14 protein-coding genes and 1 other RNA gene are annotated in these 13,684 nt (G+C 62.3%); 10 read left to right on the top strand and 5 right to left on the bottom strand.

Going from position 1 to position 13,684, the window contains the following annotated elements:
* Positions 1–168: 168 nt before the first annotated feature.
* From secA to smpB, 6 genes are all read left to right on the top strand, one after another.
* Positions 169–2,805, top strand: coding sequence for a preprotein translocase subunit SecA (gene secA / locus GWP04_10200; GenBank protein ID NIA25922.1), 2,637 nt, complete (start codon positions 169–171; stop codon positions 2,803–2,805).
* Between the two features lie 90 nt (positions 2,806–2,895).
* Positions 2,896–4,012 (top strand): peptide chain release factor 2 gene (locus GWP04_10195; GenBank protein NIA25921.1). Its coding sequence is split into 2 segments (ribosomal slippage): positions 2,896–2,955 and positions 2,957–4,012, totalling 1,116 coding nucleotides; the frame shifts between segments, so codons are not numbered across the junction.
* Between the two features lie 112 nt (positions 4,013–4,124).
* Entirely contained in the window at positions 4,125–4,826 is a 702-nt protein-coding gene (ftsE, locus tag GWP04_10190) for a cell division ATP-binding protein FtsE (GenBank protein ID NIA25920.1), read from the top strand.
* Positions 4,826–5,701, top strand: a complete 876-nt coding sequence (locus GWP04_10185) for an FtsX-like permease family protein (GenBank protein NIA25919.1) — start codon at positions 4,826–4,828, stop codon at positions 5,699–5,701. The genes ftsE and GWP04_10185 overlap by 1 nt, the downstream gene beginning before the upstream one ends.
* Position 5,702: 1 nt before the next feature.
* Positions 5,703–6,893 carry a peptidoglycan DD-metalloendopeptidase family protein gene (locus GWP04_10180; GenBank protein NIA25918.1) on the top strand — a complete coding sequence of 397 codons (1,191 nt, stop codon included), beginning with the start codon at positions 5,703–5,705 and terminating at the stop codon, positions 6,891–6,893.
* Positions 6,881–7,342 (top strand): SsrA-binding protein SmpB, encoded by a 462-nt coding sequence (gene smpB, locus GWP04_10175; GenBank protein ID NIA25917.1) that lies wholly within the window; start codon positions 6,881–6,883, stop codon positions 7,340–7,342. The genes GWP04_10180 and smpB overlap by 13 nt, the downstream gene beginning before the upstream one ends.
* A 93-nt stretch (positions 7,343–7,435) precedes the next feature.
* Here the strand turns inward: smpB and GWP04_10170 are convergent, their stop codons facing one another.
* Positions 7,436–8,215, bottom strand: a complete 780-nt coding sequence (locus GWP04_10170; GenBank protein NIA25916.1) for a redoxin domain-containing protein — start codon at positions 8,213–8,215, stop codon at positions 7,436–7,438.
* Between the two features lie 80 nt (positions 8,216–8,295).
* On the opposite strand from GWP04_10170, the gene ssrA reads away from it, so the two are divergent.
* Positions 8,296–8,650, top strand: a transfer-messenger RNA (tmRNA) gene (ssrA, locus tag GWP04_10165).
* 16 nt (positions 8,651–8,666) lie between these two features.
* On the opposite strand, the gene GWP04_10160 is transcribed toward ssrA, so the two are convergent.
* From GWP04_10160 to GWP04_10150, 3 genes are all read right to left on the bottom strand, one after another.
* Positions 8,667–8,936, bottom strand: coding sequence for a hypothetical protein (locus GWP04_10160; GenBank protein NIA25915.1), 270 nt, complete (start codon positions 8,934–8,936; stop codon positions 8,667–8,669).
* Positions 8,933–9,193, bottom strand: coding sequence for a hypothetical protein (locus tag GWP04_10155; GenBank protein ID NIA25914.1), 261 nt, complete (start codon positions 9,191–9,193; stop codon positions 8,933–8,935). The genes GWP04_10160 and GWP04_10155 overlap by 4 nt, the downstream gene beginning before the upstream one ends.
* 477 nt (positions 9,194–9,670) lie before the next feature.
* Complete coding sequence (locus tag GWP04_10150; GenBank protein NIA25913.1) at positions 9,671–9,835, bottom strand: hypothetical protein; 165 nt, start codon at positions 9,833–9,835, stop codon at positions 9,671–9,673.
* A gap of 78 nt (positions 9,836–9,913) precedes the next feature.
* Between GWP04_10150 and GWP04_10145 the strand changes: the two genes are divergently transcribed.
* Entirely contained in the window at positions 9,914–10,399 is a 486-nt protein-coding gene (locus tag GWP04_10145) for a hypothetical protein (GenBank protein ID NIA25912.1), read from the top strand.
* Positions 10,375–10,917: a hypothetical protein gene (locus tag GWP04_10140; GenBank protein ID NIA25911.1), complete on the top strand. Its 543-nt coding sequence runs from the start codon at positions 10,375–10,377 to the stop codon at positions 10,915–10,917. The genes GWP04_10145 and GWP04_10140 overlap by 25 nt, the downstream gene beginning before the upstream one ends.
* Positions 10,918–10,960: 43 nt before the next feature.
* Here the strand turns inward: GWP04_10140 and GWP04_10135 are convergent, their stop codons facing one another.
* On the bottom strand, positions 10,961–11,230 hold the full coding sequence (locus tag GWP04_10135) for a hypothetical protein (protein NIA25910.1): 270 nt from the start codon (positions 11,228–11,230) through the stop codon (positions 10,961–10,963).
* A 338-nt stretch (positions 11,231–11,568) separates the two neighbouring features.
* Here GWP04_10135 and GWP04_10130 point away from each other — a divergent pair.
* A partial coding sequence (locus GWP04_10130) for a S8 family serine peptidase (protein ID NIA25909.1) occupies positions 11,569–13,684 on the top strand: 2,116 nt, incomplete at its 3' end.

Below are 13,684 nucleotides of genomic sequence, written 5' to 3'. Positions count from 1 at the left end.
TCAGTCGTCAGTCGTCAGTCGTCAGCACGAGCCGTTACGGTCGCCCAGCGGTCTGGTCGCAAACCCGGTTGCGGTACCCAGTAGCGAATACGGAGTGGGGGGAGCAGAGCGAGCCTTGCGAGTGAAGCTCGCAGAGATAGGTCGTCGCGTCGATAAGATAGGTCGGCAATGTCGCTGATCAACAAAGTTCTGCATGCCGGAGAGTCGCGTGTTCTCAGAGATCTCGGGGAGGTCGCCGAGGCAGTCAACGCGCTCGAACCGGAGATGGAAGCGCTCGACGACGCCGCCCTGCGAGCCAAGACCGACGAGTTCCGCCGGCGTCTGGCCGACGGCGAAACGCTCGATGACCTTCAGGCGGAGGCGTTCGCCGTGGTTCGAGAGGCGGCGAAGCGGGTTCTCGGTCAGCGCCATTTCGACGTCCAGGTGATCGGTGCAGCAGCACTGCACGCGGGAATGATTGCCGAGATGAAAACCGGTGAAGGCAAGACCCTCGCCTCGACCATGCCCGCCTACCTCAATGCACTCGGCGGCAAGGGTGTGCACATGGTCACCGTCAACGACTACCTCGCGTCACGCGACGCGGCGTGGATGGGTGGGATCCACCGGTTCCTGGGATTGAACGTCGGTTTGATCCAGGGAGCAATGACGCCAGAAGAGCGCCGCCCCGCCTATGCGGCCGATATCACCTACGGGACCAACAACGAATTCGGTTTCGACTACCTGCGCGACAACATGGCCATGCGAATCGAGGACCTCGTGCAGCGGGGGCATCACTATGCCATCGTCGACGAGGTCGACTCGATCCTCGTCGACGAAGCGAGGACGCCGCTGATCATCAGCGGTGTGGTCGCCGATACGGCCAAGTGGTACCGAGAGTTCGCCAAGATCGTCCGCCGCCTGACCAGAGACGCCCACTACACCGTCGACGAGGGAAAGCATCAGGTGCTCACCACCGAGGAAGGCGTCGCCCGTGTCGAACAGATCCTCGGTGTCGAGAACATGTTCGACTACACGAGCGTGGACTTTGTCCATCACCTCGACGCCGCATTGCGCGCCAAGGAGCTCTATCTGCGCGACGTCGCCTACCTCGTCGACCACGGTGAGGTGAAGATCGTCGACGAATTCACCGGCCGGATGCTCGAAGGCCGGCGCTACTCGGAAGGCCTGCATCAGGCCATCGAGGCCAAGGAAGGCGTCCGGATCAAAGAAGAGAACCAGACGCTCGCGACGATCACCCTCCAGAACTACTTCCGGATGTACGACAAGCTCGCCGGGATGACGGGTACCGCCAAGACCGAAGCCGCCGAGTTCGCACAGATCTACAACCTGCAAGTCGCCGAGATCCCGACCAACCAGCCGGTGATTCGCATCGACCAGCCGGACCTCGTCTACAAGAGCGAAGAGGCGAAATTCAACGCCGTCGTCGCCGACGTCGTCGAGCGGTACGAGAAGGGTCAGCCGGTGCTGCTGGGTACGGTCTCGATCGAGAAGTCGGAGCGTCTGTCGGCAGCGTTGAAGAAACGTGGGATCCCCCACGAGGTTCTCAACGCCAAACAGCACGCTCGTGAGGCGGCGATCATCGCCCAGGCCGGCCGCAAGGGAGCGATCACCGTTGCCACGAACATGGCCGGTCGTGGCGTCGACATCATGCTCGGAGGGAACCCGGAGGAGCTTGCCAAGGCGGCAGTGGCGAAGGCCGGCTACGAACCGGGTTCGGAGGAGTACGCGGCCGCACTCGAGGAGATGGTGAAAGACTTCCGCAAGCGCACCGAAGCGGAGCGGCAGGAAATCCTCGAGGTGGGCGGCCTGTACGTGGTCGGTACCGAGCGCCATGAGTCCCGCCGGATCGACAACCAGCTCAGGGGCAGGTCCGGCCGTCAGGGCGACCCCGGTGAGTCGCGGTTCTTCCTGTCGCTGGGCGACGATCTCATGCGCCGGTTCGCCTCCGATCGGGTCGAGGCCATCATGAACCGTCTTCGGATCCCCGAGGACGTGCCCATCGAGGCGAAGATGGTGTCCAAGGCCATCGAGAAGGCTCAGGGGCAGGTCGAAGCGCAGAACTTCGAGATCCGCAAGAACGTACTCAAGTACGACGAAGTGATGAATCGCCAGCGCGAGGTGATTTACGAATGGCGGAACAACCTGCTCCGTCAGGAATCGAGCGAAACGCTGGTTCGTGACTGGATCGAAGAGATCATCGAGGCGACCGTCGAAGGCGTTCTCGGTGAGGCCTCTCCTCGTGATTGGGACTGGGAGGAACTTCGCCAGCAGCTTGGCGTCTTCTACACGACCGGACTCGAACTCGACGCCCTCGACGATGGTCACGGAATCGACGTCGCCGACGTGGTCGACGCTGCGGTGGAAGAGGCGCAGGCGCTCTACGACGAGCGGGAAAAGGAGTTGGGGAGCGAGACGCTCCGCAAGATCGAGAAGACCGTCGTGCTGGCCGTGATCGATACGAAGTGGCGTGAGCATCTCGCCGAAATGGACTACCTGCGGGCCGGGATCGGTCTGCGAGCTATGGGACAGAGGGATCCGCTGGTCGAGTACCAGCGTGAGGGCTACGACATGTTCGCCGAGATGGTCGATTCGGTGAAGCGTGACACGGCTCGTTACCTCTTTCACGTGCAGGTGGCACAGGAGGCCGAGAAGGCCAGGCAGCAGCAGCGCATCCATCAGCAGGAGGCGGCCGCCGCCGGCGGTCATTCCACCCGGCAGGCGGTGTCGACCAAGGTTGGTCGCAACGAACTGTGCCCCTGCGGGTCCGGCAAGAAGTACAAGCACTGCCACGGCAAGAGAACCTGATTGGCTTCCCGCGCGTTGCGAGGAACTCAACCCTCCTAGACGGCTCTGGTGGCTGACAACTAACGACTGCCCGCTACCATTCTCGCTCTAATGGATATTGACCCCCGATCGCTCCTGAGTGAACTGCGCGCCCGCCTCTCCGATGCCCGGAGGTTCCTTTGACCTCGATGCCAAGGCTGAACAGCTCCCGAAGCTGAGAGAAGTGGCATCCTCTCCGGACCTGTGGTCCGATGCGACCCGTGCAGCGGAGGTCAACAGGACCCTGGCACGCTACGAAGGTCTCATCGCGCACGTCGATCGTCTGGAGGCCGCCCTCGACGACGCGGAGGTGATGCTGGACCTCGCGGGAGAGGAAGACGACGCCGGCGCAGCGCGTGAGGCCGTCGAGGGTCTGGTCGCCGCCGAGGAGGATCTCCAGAAGCTCGAAACGGAGTCTCTGTATTTCGGCAAGTACGACGACGCACCCGCGATCTTCAGTGTGCACGCCGGCGCGGGTGGTGTCGACGCCCAGGACTGGGCGGAGATGCTGCTGCGGATGTATCTGCGATATCTCGAGAACAAAGGCCTGAAGGTGGAGATCGACGAGATCACCCCTGGGGATGAGGCGGGCATCAAGTCGGCGACGCTGACCGTCGAAGGTGAGCACGCGTATGGGATCCTCGAGGGTGAACGCGGTGTGCATCGTCTGGTCAGGATCAGCCCCTTCGACGCGGCTCGGCGACGGCACACGTCGTTTGTGGGGGTCGATGTGATCCCTGAGGTGGAGGAGGAAGAGGTCGAGATCAACCAGGATGACCTGAGAATCGAGACATACCGTTCTCAAGGAGCCGGAGGGCAGCACGTCAACGTCACCGATTCGGCCGTGCGGATTACACACCTTCCCACCGGCACCGTCGTGACATGCCAGAACGAGCGTTCCCAACTGCAGAACCGTGCCCGTGCCATGGCCATCCTGAAGGCCCGGCTCGGGGAACTCGCCAGGCAGGATCACGCCAAGGAGCTCGACGAGATCCGTGGCGACCAGGAGGCTGCGGCATGGGGCCGCCAGCTGCGTTCCTACGTCCTACAGCCATATCAGATGGTGAAGGACCTTCGGACCGGCATGGAGGTCGGTAACGTGCAGGGAGTTCTCGACGGTGATCTCGACCAGTTCGTGGAGGCCTACCTTCACTGGCGCCGCGAGAAGCAGGAGCAGGAAACCCAATAATGCACTGTCATTCCCGATGCTTGTTATCCTTCTCGGCGCCCGGTGCGGAGTTCGGGGCGGAACATACGTCCGGCAGTTCCGATGTTGGGGCCGCCGCTGAAGTGAGTGGTCCATGATTCTTCTCGAAGGTGTTACGAAGGTTTACGAGGGAGGCACGGTCGCGCTGCGCGACATCGACCTCAACGTCAAGAAGGGCGAATTCCTGTTCGTCGTCGGCCCGTCGGGTTCCGGCAAGTCGACGCTCATCAGCCTGGTGCTGCGTGAGCAACGGGTGACCCGGGGCAAGATATGGGTGGCGGGCAAGGACATCACCAAGATGCCCGCATGGAAGGTTCCCCATCTGCGCCGCTCGGTGGGGACGGTGTTCCAGGACTACAAACTGCTGCCGACCCGAACCGTGTCCGAGAACGTCGGGTTCGCGCTCGAGGTGCTCGGTCGGCCCCGCTCGGTCGTGAACCGCCAGGTGCAGCAGGTGCTCGAACTCGTGGGTTTGCAGACCAAAGGCGACCGCTATCCGCGTCAGCTCTCCGGTGGTGAGCAGCAGCGCGTCTCGGTTGCCAGGGCGTTTGTGAACCGACCACCGATCCTGCTTGCGGACGAACCGACCGGCAACCTCGATCCGGCAACGTCGGTGGGCATCATGCGCGTGTTGGATCGTGTGAACCGTACCGGAACGACAGTGGTCATGGCGACGCACGATCATGCGATCGTTGATGCCATGCGTCGCAGAGTCGTCCAGTTGGAGCGCGGCAAGATTATCCGTGATGAGACACGTGGTACCTACGAGAGCATCAACCGAGGTGGTGATTCCTGATGCGAAGGCTCCTGTTCCTCGTGCGAGAAGCGTTTTCCAGCCTACGTCGTAATCTGCTCGTGATGACTGCCGCCGTTGTCGCGGTGTTCATCAGTCTCACGCTGGTGTTCGGGGCTCTCGTGCTCAGCGAGCTCGTCAAGGTGAACACGGCTCGGTGGCAGCAGGGCGTTCACGTGATCGTGTTCCTCAAAGACGACGTTCCCGCCCAGGCCCAGATCGACCTGCAGTCGGAGATCCAAGGTTGGGACGAGGTGAAAGACACGTCCTTCTGCGACAAGCAGTGTGCTTATGCGGAATTCAAGGAGATGTTCGCTGAGCAGCCTGCCATTGTCGAGGATGTTGATCCTTCGATCCTGCCGCCATCGATCCGGATCAAGCTCGTAAACATCGACAGCTACAAGGACATCACGTTTCGGCTGATCGACAATCCCGCGGTTCGCAAAGTCGTGACTGCCGGGGATCGGTTCGACCAACTGTCTTCAGTTACCAAGGCGCTCAACTGGCTGGGGATCGGCCTGGCCATCCTGCTCGGGGTCGCGTCGATCGTACTCATCGCGAATACCATTCGTATGGCCGTCTACGCTCGGCGTGAGGAGGTGGCGGTCATGCGACTCGTCGGCGCTTCGAGCTGGTTCATTCGTATCCCGTTCCTTCTCGAAGGCATGATCCAGGGTCTGATCGGCGCCGCGCTCGCCGTGGGTACGATCTGGCTGGCGCAGAGTTTCGTTTCCAGCCACATTCCGAGCACGTTCCTGATCCGACTATCGGTCGGCAACGACTTCCTCATCAAGTGGAGCATCGCGATTCTGGCGTTTGGAGCGATCGCAGGTGTACTGGGCAGCGCCACCGGCGTGCGCCGTTTCTTGAAGGTGTGACATGCGCAAGCTGATCGTCGTGATATTGGTGGCGACGCTGGCGGCCCTGTCGATCCCCGCCGGCGCCACGAACGATCCGGTACAGCGACTGGACGAGATCGAGAAGCAGATCTCGGACCTCAACAAGAAGATCTCGGCCCAGAAGGGCGAGCGCACCGCCATCCAGAATGAGCTGGCGTCAGCCGAGGAGCGTCTGACCGCGGTCCGGGTCGAGCTGGACCTCGCAGAAGCCAGGGTGCGGGAAGTGGAGGCGACGATCGCCGAAGAGGAAGCACACCTGGCGGATGTGCAGGCCGAACTCGCCGATCTGGAGCTACAGCTCACCGGTACCCGGTTGAGCATTCGCGACACCCTGGACTTGATTCGTGACCGAGCAGTCGAGATGTACATGGGTGGCGTTCCCGATCTCGGGGCAGTCGTTTTCGGCGCGGGTGACATGACCACGGCCGCACTGGGCGTGAGCTACGCCCAGGAGGTGGTGTCATCGAGTGAGGTGCTGATGCATGACCTCGAGGGTCTGCAGAGCCTCGAGGCGCGGCAGATGGCGGACGTGGAAGATCGCAAGTCTGCCGTACAGGCGACACTCACCGAGATGGATCAGCGCCGGGTGGAGTTGGAGGCCGACCGTGTCGAGGTCGACATCCGCAGGTCGGAGGCGCAAGCCGAGATGGACCGCCAGCAGGAGCTGCTCGACCAGGTAACGCGCGACATCGGAACCATCGAGGGCGAGCTGACCGCGCTCGAGCGCGAGTCGAAGAAGATGGAGGCCGAGATCGCCGCTCGCCAGCGGGCCTCCGGTGAACGTCCGTCGACGCTCGGGTGGCCCGTGGACGGCAGAGTGACTTCTCCGTTCGGCTGGCGAATCCACCCGATTTTCGGAACCAAGAAACTGCACACGGGCATCGACATCGCTGCCGGCTACGGAACGCCGATCAGGTCGGCCGGCTACGGGACCGTGATCCTTGCTGAGAGGTACGGCGGCTACGGCAACGCGACGGTCATCGATCACGGTGGAGGCCTGTCGACGCTGTACGCGCACCAATCCAAGATCATCGTCAGGAACGGGCAGGACGTGAAGTTGGGAGAGGTGATCGGCTACGTCGGTTGCACCGGGTACTGCACCGGTCCTCACCTGCACTTCGAAACGAGAGAGAACGGCACTCCCGTAGACCCGATGAAATACCTGCCGTGAAAGTCGTCGCCACCAACCGCAAGGCGAGGCACGAGTACGACATCACCGAGACGATCGAGGCGGGTCTCGTCCTGAAGGGTTCAGAGGTCAAGAGCATGCGGGCGGGCCTCGTGAACCTCAAGGACTCGTATGTTCAGTTCAGGGACGGAGAGGCATGGCTCGTGGGCTGTCATATCTCCCCGTACTCGTTCGCCAGAGGTGGCGGGCACGACCCTGATCGTGATCGCAAGTTGCTCCTGCACCGCAGAGAGATTGCCCGGATCGCCGCCAAAGTGGCCGAGCGGGGCCTGACGCTCGTGGCGCTGCGTGTCTACTTCAAAGACGGTATCGCCAAGCTCGAACTCGGCCTGGGTCGTGGGCGAGCCCACTACGACAAGCGCAGGGCGATCAGGGACAAGGAGCAGCGCCGGGAGATGGACCGGGCGGCTCGGCACCGGGGACGGACCTGACCTTCTGTCCCTGAGGGGAAGTGGACCCGGTGAGGGACGAGCCGAGGTCGTTGGGGGTGGGGCACCTGGAGGATCGGGTGTGTGGTCGTGGCCCTACGACTCGGCGCCGATGGTTTCGAGCTGTTCGAAGATGGCGAGCATCTGGTCTTCCGGGAGCAGGCCGGCGGTGCGGCCCAGCACGGTGCCGTCGGGTGCTGTGAACACCCAGAACGGAAATGCCGACACGCCGAACTGGCGGCTCAGCGCTCCGGAATCGTCGAGAATCACGGGGAAGGGGAACTGCTGTTCTTGCAGGTATGGCAGCAGTGGGTTGGCGGCCGTGTCGTCCATGGCGGTGGTGATGCTGACGATCTCCATGTGCGGGTTCTCGGAAGCGTGGGCTTCATACCAAGCCTTTACGACCGGAAGTTCCTTCTGGCAGTAGGGGCACCAGTGGGCCCAGATCAGCCAGGCTCGAGGCGTTCCATCCGCCGGGTCGATCGTGTGGGTGGTGCCATCGGAATACCAGACACCGGAGACTTCGCCGAGAGTGAGTCCCTGCGCCGGGTCCTGGCCTCCACCAGGGAATTGCGGCAAGTCCTGGGCAACGACGGGTGCCACGTCCAGGGTGGGGACAGGCGAGGACTCGACCGCCTGGAGACGATTCTCGGTGTTGGCGAGCGAGCTCTGCAGGGTGGCCATCTGCGACTGGAGTCCGGCGATGCCGCTCTCGAGATCCGCAGCGTCGTCGTTGGTCTTTTGTAGACTTTGATAGAGGGCGAAGTTGGCTGCAAGAGCCGCAACGGCAATCACCAGGGCGACGATGCTGATCCATCCCCACGGCCCGCGGGGCCGCCGGGTGGGTTCGTCGAACGGATTGTCGAGTTCGGGCATGTCGATGACACGGTACCGGGCATCGCTCAGAAAGGGGAACCTGAATCCTCAGGTATGCGGTATCGTAGGTGAACAACCGAGGGGCTGAATGGAATCGACTTGCGGAGTCGACACCATGTCCACCATCCGAGTTGCTCAGACTCGTTAAACGGGGCAAAGAGAGATCTGACAATTCAGAACTCGCCTACGCTGCGTAAGCAGTTGTAGGAACATCGCACCCCGCAAGGGGAGACGGGGCCAGACCGCGCAGCCTGGCAACAGAAGCGTGGTTGACGGCAGGGAAAGACCGCCAGACGGTTCGGAAGAGACGAACTGACAGCCGGCAAAGACCGGTAGGCCGCGAGGCCAACGGTTACCTCCACCGCGAGTGAGGATGATGGTGAGGGCGGGCTGAGACCCGTGAGGACCCGGGTTCGAATCCCGGCAGCTCCACTACGGGGTGTTAGCGAAATTACGGCATTTTGTTAGCGGAATAGACGTAAGGACCGAACGCTATCAGGGAGCGTTGTGACCGATCACGGGTCTGTGCCTTGTCGAGGTCGCTGCGGTGTACGAGCAACCGGTACGGCTGAGTTACCCCGTACCACGGAAACGTGCCGTCGTCATCCGCAGTGAGTAGCTCGACCGCCAAGCCCTCATCGTTGCATGCAGCAGCGATGAGATGTGCTCGGAACCGGTCAGGGCCGACAGGCACATAGACGAGATCGTCCTTCCGGTTCATCCGGCGTTCCACCATCGGTCTGGGTCAGGCGTTGGGGACTTCTTGATCTGTTCGCCGGAGGTACCACGTCTGGAGGTGTCACGTCGTCTACCTTCGATTCGCAGCGCCCACCAGACAACCACACCGATCAGCACCAACAAACTCACGACAACGACGGCGACGACGACCGGTTCGTGCAACCGTCGCTCGTTGATGATCTTGTCGAGGTGATCCTCAACCGCAACCGGCGTCGAGAGTACAAGTCCGAGAACAGTCACTGCCTTCACAACGCTACACCGTGCCCGCATCCCGGTGAACCGCATTCAGGTCCGCCGATCTGCACCCAAACGAATGTGCAAGCCTGACCCAAGAAGTGTGCAAGGACCATCAGCACCTCCGAAAACATTTCCTCTGATCAGGCGAAATGATTTCCGCTAACTCTCCACTACGGGGTGTTCGTAGAAACACCCCCGCTTTTGTAGCGAGGAAGAACCTACAGCGAGCTACTGCCAACCCTGTGAGAGAATCCACCGTATGACCTGATTCGTGGTGCTCGGGGTTGTGTTGGCTGTGCTAAGTGTCGTCGGCTATGCCGCGCATCGGGTTTCCCGCTGGGCGGGGGAACGGGGTTGGGTCTACAACAAGTACAACCCGAGGCCTCCCGGCAGAAGGACGCTCGGGAGTCTCGAACAGATCTTTCAGCCGACCATCGAGTATGTGATCGATCAGCAGTCATCGGAACAGACACGGGCAATTCAGGACGAATCCAGTGACAAACCCGACGCGGGTTTCCCTTCGACGAACGCCTGACGGCTTCTCGCCATCTCCTGTTTGCCGGGATCTTTGATCAGAAGGAAGAGCGATTCGACTCCCCGGCGGCGTTTGTAGGCGTCATACCGCTCTTCGGTATCCACCTTCATGAAGACGTGCTTCGACCTTGATCCATGCATGCGGGTATCGCACTTGATACTATCAGCTGGGTAGGTGAGGAGCGGGTGATGGAAGACGACGACAGGAGCTTGGACGATCTGTTGGCTGAGCTTGCCGACGTGCAACAGCGTCTCATCGAGCTGTCATCTGACGCTTTCGCCGAACGGTTCGAACTCCGGGGACGTCAGTACACCCTGCGGGAGCAGACCGCCACGTTCTCTCGGGACTGGGACCTGGACCGCAGCAGCGAAGAGCTCCTGGCCGAGTTGGCGTCGCTGCGGGAACGCCTCCATCAGTTGGACCGACAGAAGATCGACGTGGCAACTCGGTATGGGGGTGGCACCAACACGCAGGCGGCAGTGAAGGCTGGGGTGCCGTGCAGCTCAACCAGGGCATCGATGCTGCTCAGGGGGGCCGGTGACCTGCATGCGAGGATCGGGCGCATCAAAGCGATCCTCACCGACCGAGTGTCGAACCTGATCAGTGATCTTGAAACTGTGGCTGTCCGCACCAGATTCGAGGAGAGACCGTGCCCAGGATCGGCTTCGGAATAGCCCTCTCACTCGCCGTCCTGTCGGCCAGTCCGGCCCTTGCGGCCGGGTCGCCGCAGACGATCATCGTCACCGTGGGAAACCGTAATCCGCAACCCGATCACCTCGTCCAAGTGCGTGTCACGGTCCTCGACGAGGCCGATGAGCCGGTGAACGTCGATTACCCGGATGAACTGCTGGAAGTGCGGGACGACTCTGGTATGTCGTTGCCGTTCCGGCCCAAGATGCGACAGACATACGTTGGTGTGTACGAGACGAACCTGTCCTTCTCGCGTTCCGGGGTCTGGACGATCATCGTCGGTCCCGACGAGACCGACGTGACGACGGTTCCTGCACAGGTCAAGATCTTCGTTCGAGGCCGCGTGACTACTTCAATCGGCTCGGAATCGATCGCGGCAGCTGTGGCGCTGGTGCTGTTTGTCCTGCTCGTTGTGGCTGTCTTTGGCAGTCGGCTGCGGCGCTTGAAAAGGGCCGCCAAGGAAGCGCCGGAGCCCGAAGCCCACGACACCTGGTGGTGGTGACACCCAGTGCCTCGACAGACAACCTTTGCGGCGCTCTCCGCCTTCACGTGAGGAGTAACAAACCGACGAATGGTGTGTACGCGCACCACGTGGTGAGGCGCGAATCGCCCGGTCGGTGAATCTTGTTGGCCGGCAAGTACGCAGTGTTCGCAGAAACACGGCACTTCTGTCGATAGAGCAACGTGGCAGCCGACACGAACATATGGGAGAAGGCGACACCGACCACCGATTCCTTCAACTCCAACACGGCAACTGCGACTTTGTCCGCCTCACCGGCGAACAAGTACGGTACGTCGCCAAGCGTCCTTGCCATGGCTCCGGCGAAACGTGACTCCTTGCTCCGCCCGGAGGTGGCAGGTGCGTCACATCGCCGACAGAACCTACAGAATGTCACCGTTTGAGACGAAGTACGTCGTAGAGTGAGAAATCGCGCGAGGCGAGTGGTCATGGCGACTGGCGCGATCGCACGGACAAGAGGTAGGAGTGCCACCCTTCAAAACGACGCTCCCTGACAGTGGAGGAACCAGGTCTGGCATGCGCACTCGTTCACCGTGTGTAAACCTTCTCGTCGGTCTGGTTGCGCTTTCTCTCGCCTTGTGGGGTGTTGTGCCTCCGGCGCCCGCGCGAGGGGCCGAGGTTCCCCCACAACCGATGACCACGGGCCACAAGTCTGAACTCGGTCGGTTCTCACCGAGATCATCGGAGTCGTTCCCGCCTGAGATCGCGAACTCGGCTCTGAGGGAGGCCGTCGCGCGTGTCGCGACCGGCCGGCCGACGGGAGTGGGCTTGTCCGTTTCAGGGAACCGGATTCTCGTCGATGTCCAGCACAGCCTCGATGCGGCCGCCATGCATGCGTCTCTCCGGGCGGTGGACGCGATCGTCTATCGGGAGATCGGTTCGGGCCTCGTGGAAGCCTTCGTACCTGCCACGAGTGTCGGCGTCCTCGAGCACATGGCCGGCGTGCAGAGCGTCGTACTGCCGCCCCGTGCGGTCCCCCTCTCCTCGCCGGCGATTTCGCCAAGCAGTGCAATCGCGTTGGCGGCTTCGGTCGTGGGTGAGGAGGTCGCAAAGACGCGCGCCGATGTCTGGCATCTTGGGGGGTACAGCGGGGCCGGAGTGAAGATCGGGATTATCGACTTCTTCGACTCTGCCGTTTGGGATCCTGCCCAGAGTGCCGGTGAGGTGCCGGCCCCGGCAGGCGTGGCCTGCTGGTCGAGTGGGGTCGCGTGCGATATCTGGACTGCATCCCCTGGATCCCAGCACGGGACGGCAGTCGTCGAGATCGTCCACGAGATGGCTCCCGGCGCCGGCCTCTACCTCGCAACTGCGGCGACTCCCGGCGATTACGAGACCGTACTCGACTACTTCGCTGCGCAGGGCGTGAAGATCGTGTCGCATTCCCTTACGTGGTCCTATGACGGACCCGGTGACGGAACCGGCCCGGCCGCCGACGTCGTCGCCTACGCCGTCTCCAAAGGCATGACATGGATCAGTGCTGCGGGGAACTTCGCCGGGGGACGCTACTGGCACGGCCCGTGGGCCGACACCAATGCCAACGGCTGGCTCGACTTTGCGCCAGGCGACGAAGTCTTCGAGTTCTACTGTGGCTGGAGTACCGGTCTGCGCTGGAGCGATTGGGATGCCGCCATTCCGACCGACTATGACATCTATATCTGGGATAACAGCGCAGATGTCGGCAATCTGAGCCTCGCGAAGGCATCTGGCACCTCCAGTCAAACCGCTGGATCCGCGCCACTGGAATCCTTCGAGTTGACGTGCGTCGATTCGAGCGATGTTGACTATCTTGCCGTCGGCTTGGTCGATGCGGGGGACGGCACGACGGGCGACAATCTCGAGCTCGCTTTCTCCAACGGTCCCATCGAGTACTGGTCCGACCCGTACAGCGCCGCGATCCCATTCGGGGATGCGGGCAGTTCGGGTGCTGTCTCGGTGGGGGCGATCGACCCGCCGACTGGGGTCATTGCAGGCAGCTACAGCTCCCAGGGCCCGACGAACGACAACCGGATCAAACCGGACTTGTCCGCCGCATCCGGTGTCGCCAGCTACACATACGGCACGTTCAACGGTACGAGTGCGTCGGCTCCGGCCACCGCTGGAGCAGCGGCGCTGATCGTCCAGGCCGGCCTTGCCGGCACACCGGCGCAGGTCACGTCGTACCTGGTGGACAACGCGACCGTCGATCGGGGCACTTCGGGGGACGACAACATCTACGGGTCCGGGGAACTCGTGCTCCCCGACCCGCCGAACACCGCGCCCGTGGCGGTGGACGATGTGGTGTCGACGGATGAGGACACGTTGCTGTCCGGTGACGTATTGGCGGCAAATCCGACAACACCCGACTCCGATCCGGACGGGGACTCGCTGTCCGCGTCGTTGGGGATTGATGCCGGTCACGGTGTGGTGACGGTTGGTTCGGACGGCACGTTCACCTATATGCCGGATGCCGACTGGAACGGGTCGGATTCGTTCACGTACACGTTGTCTGACGGGTTCCTTACGGACACGGCGACGGTGTCGATCACGGTGACCGCGGTGGACGATCCGCCGGTCTCGCGGTTGTGGGGTTTGGATCGGTTCGCGACGGCGGCGTCGGTAGCGTCGGCCATATTCCCGTTTCCGGCTCAGCGGGTGTATTTGGCATACGGGCTCGACTTTCCGGATGCGTTGGCGGGCGGTCCGGCTGCGGCGTTGGATGGTGCGCCGCTGTTGTTGACCCGCAGCGATGTGGTGCCGCAGGTGACGGCGG

Source organism: Gammaproteobacteria bacterium (assembly GCA_011682695.1).
In the GTDB taxonomy this organism is placed as follows: domain Bacteria; phylum Actinomycetota; class Acidimicrobiia; order Spongiisociales; family UBA4744; genus BMS3Bbin01.
Note: the sequence above shows the minus strand (reverse complement) of the source record. Positions and strands in the feature narration are given on the sequence as shown.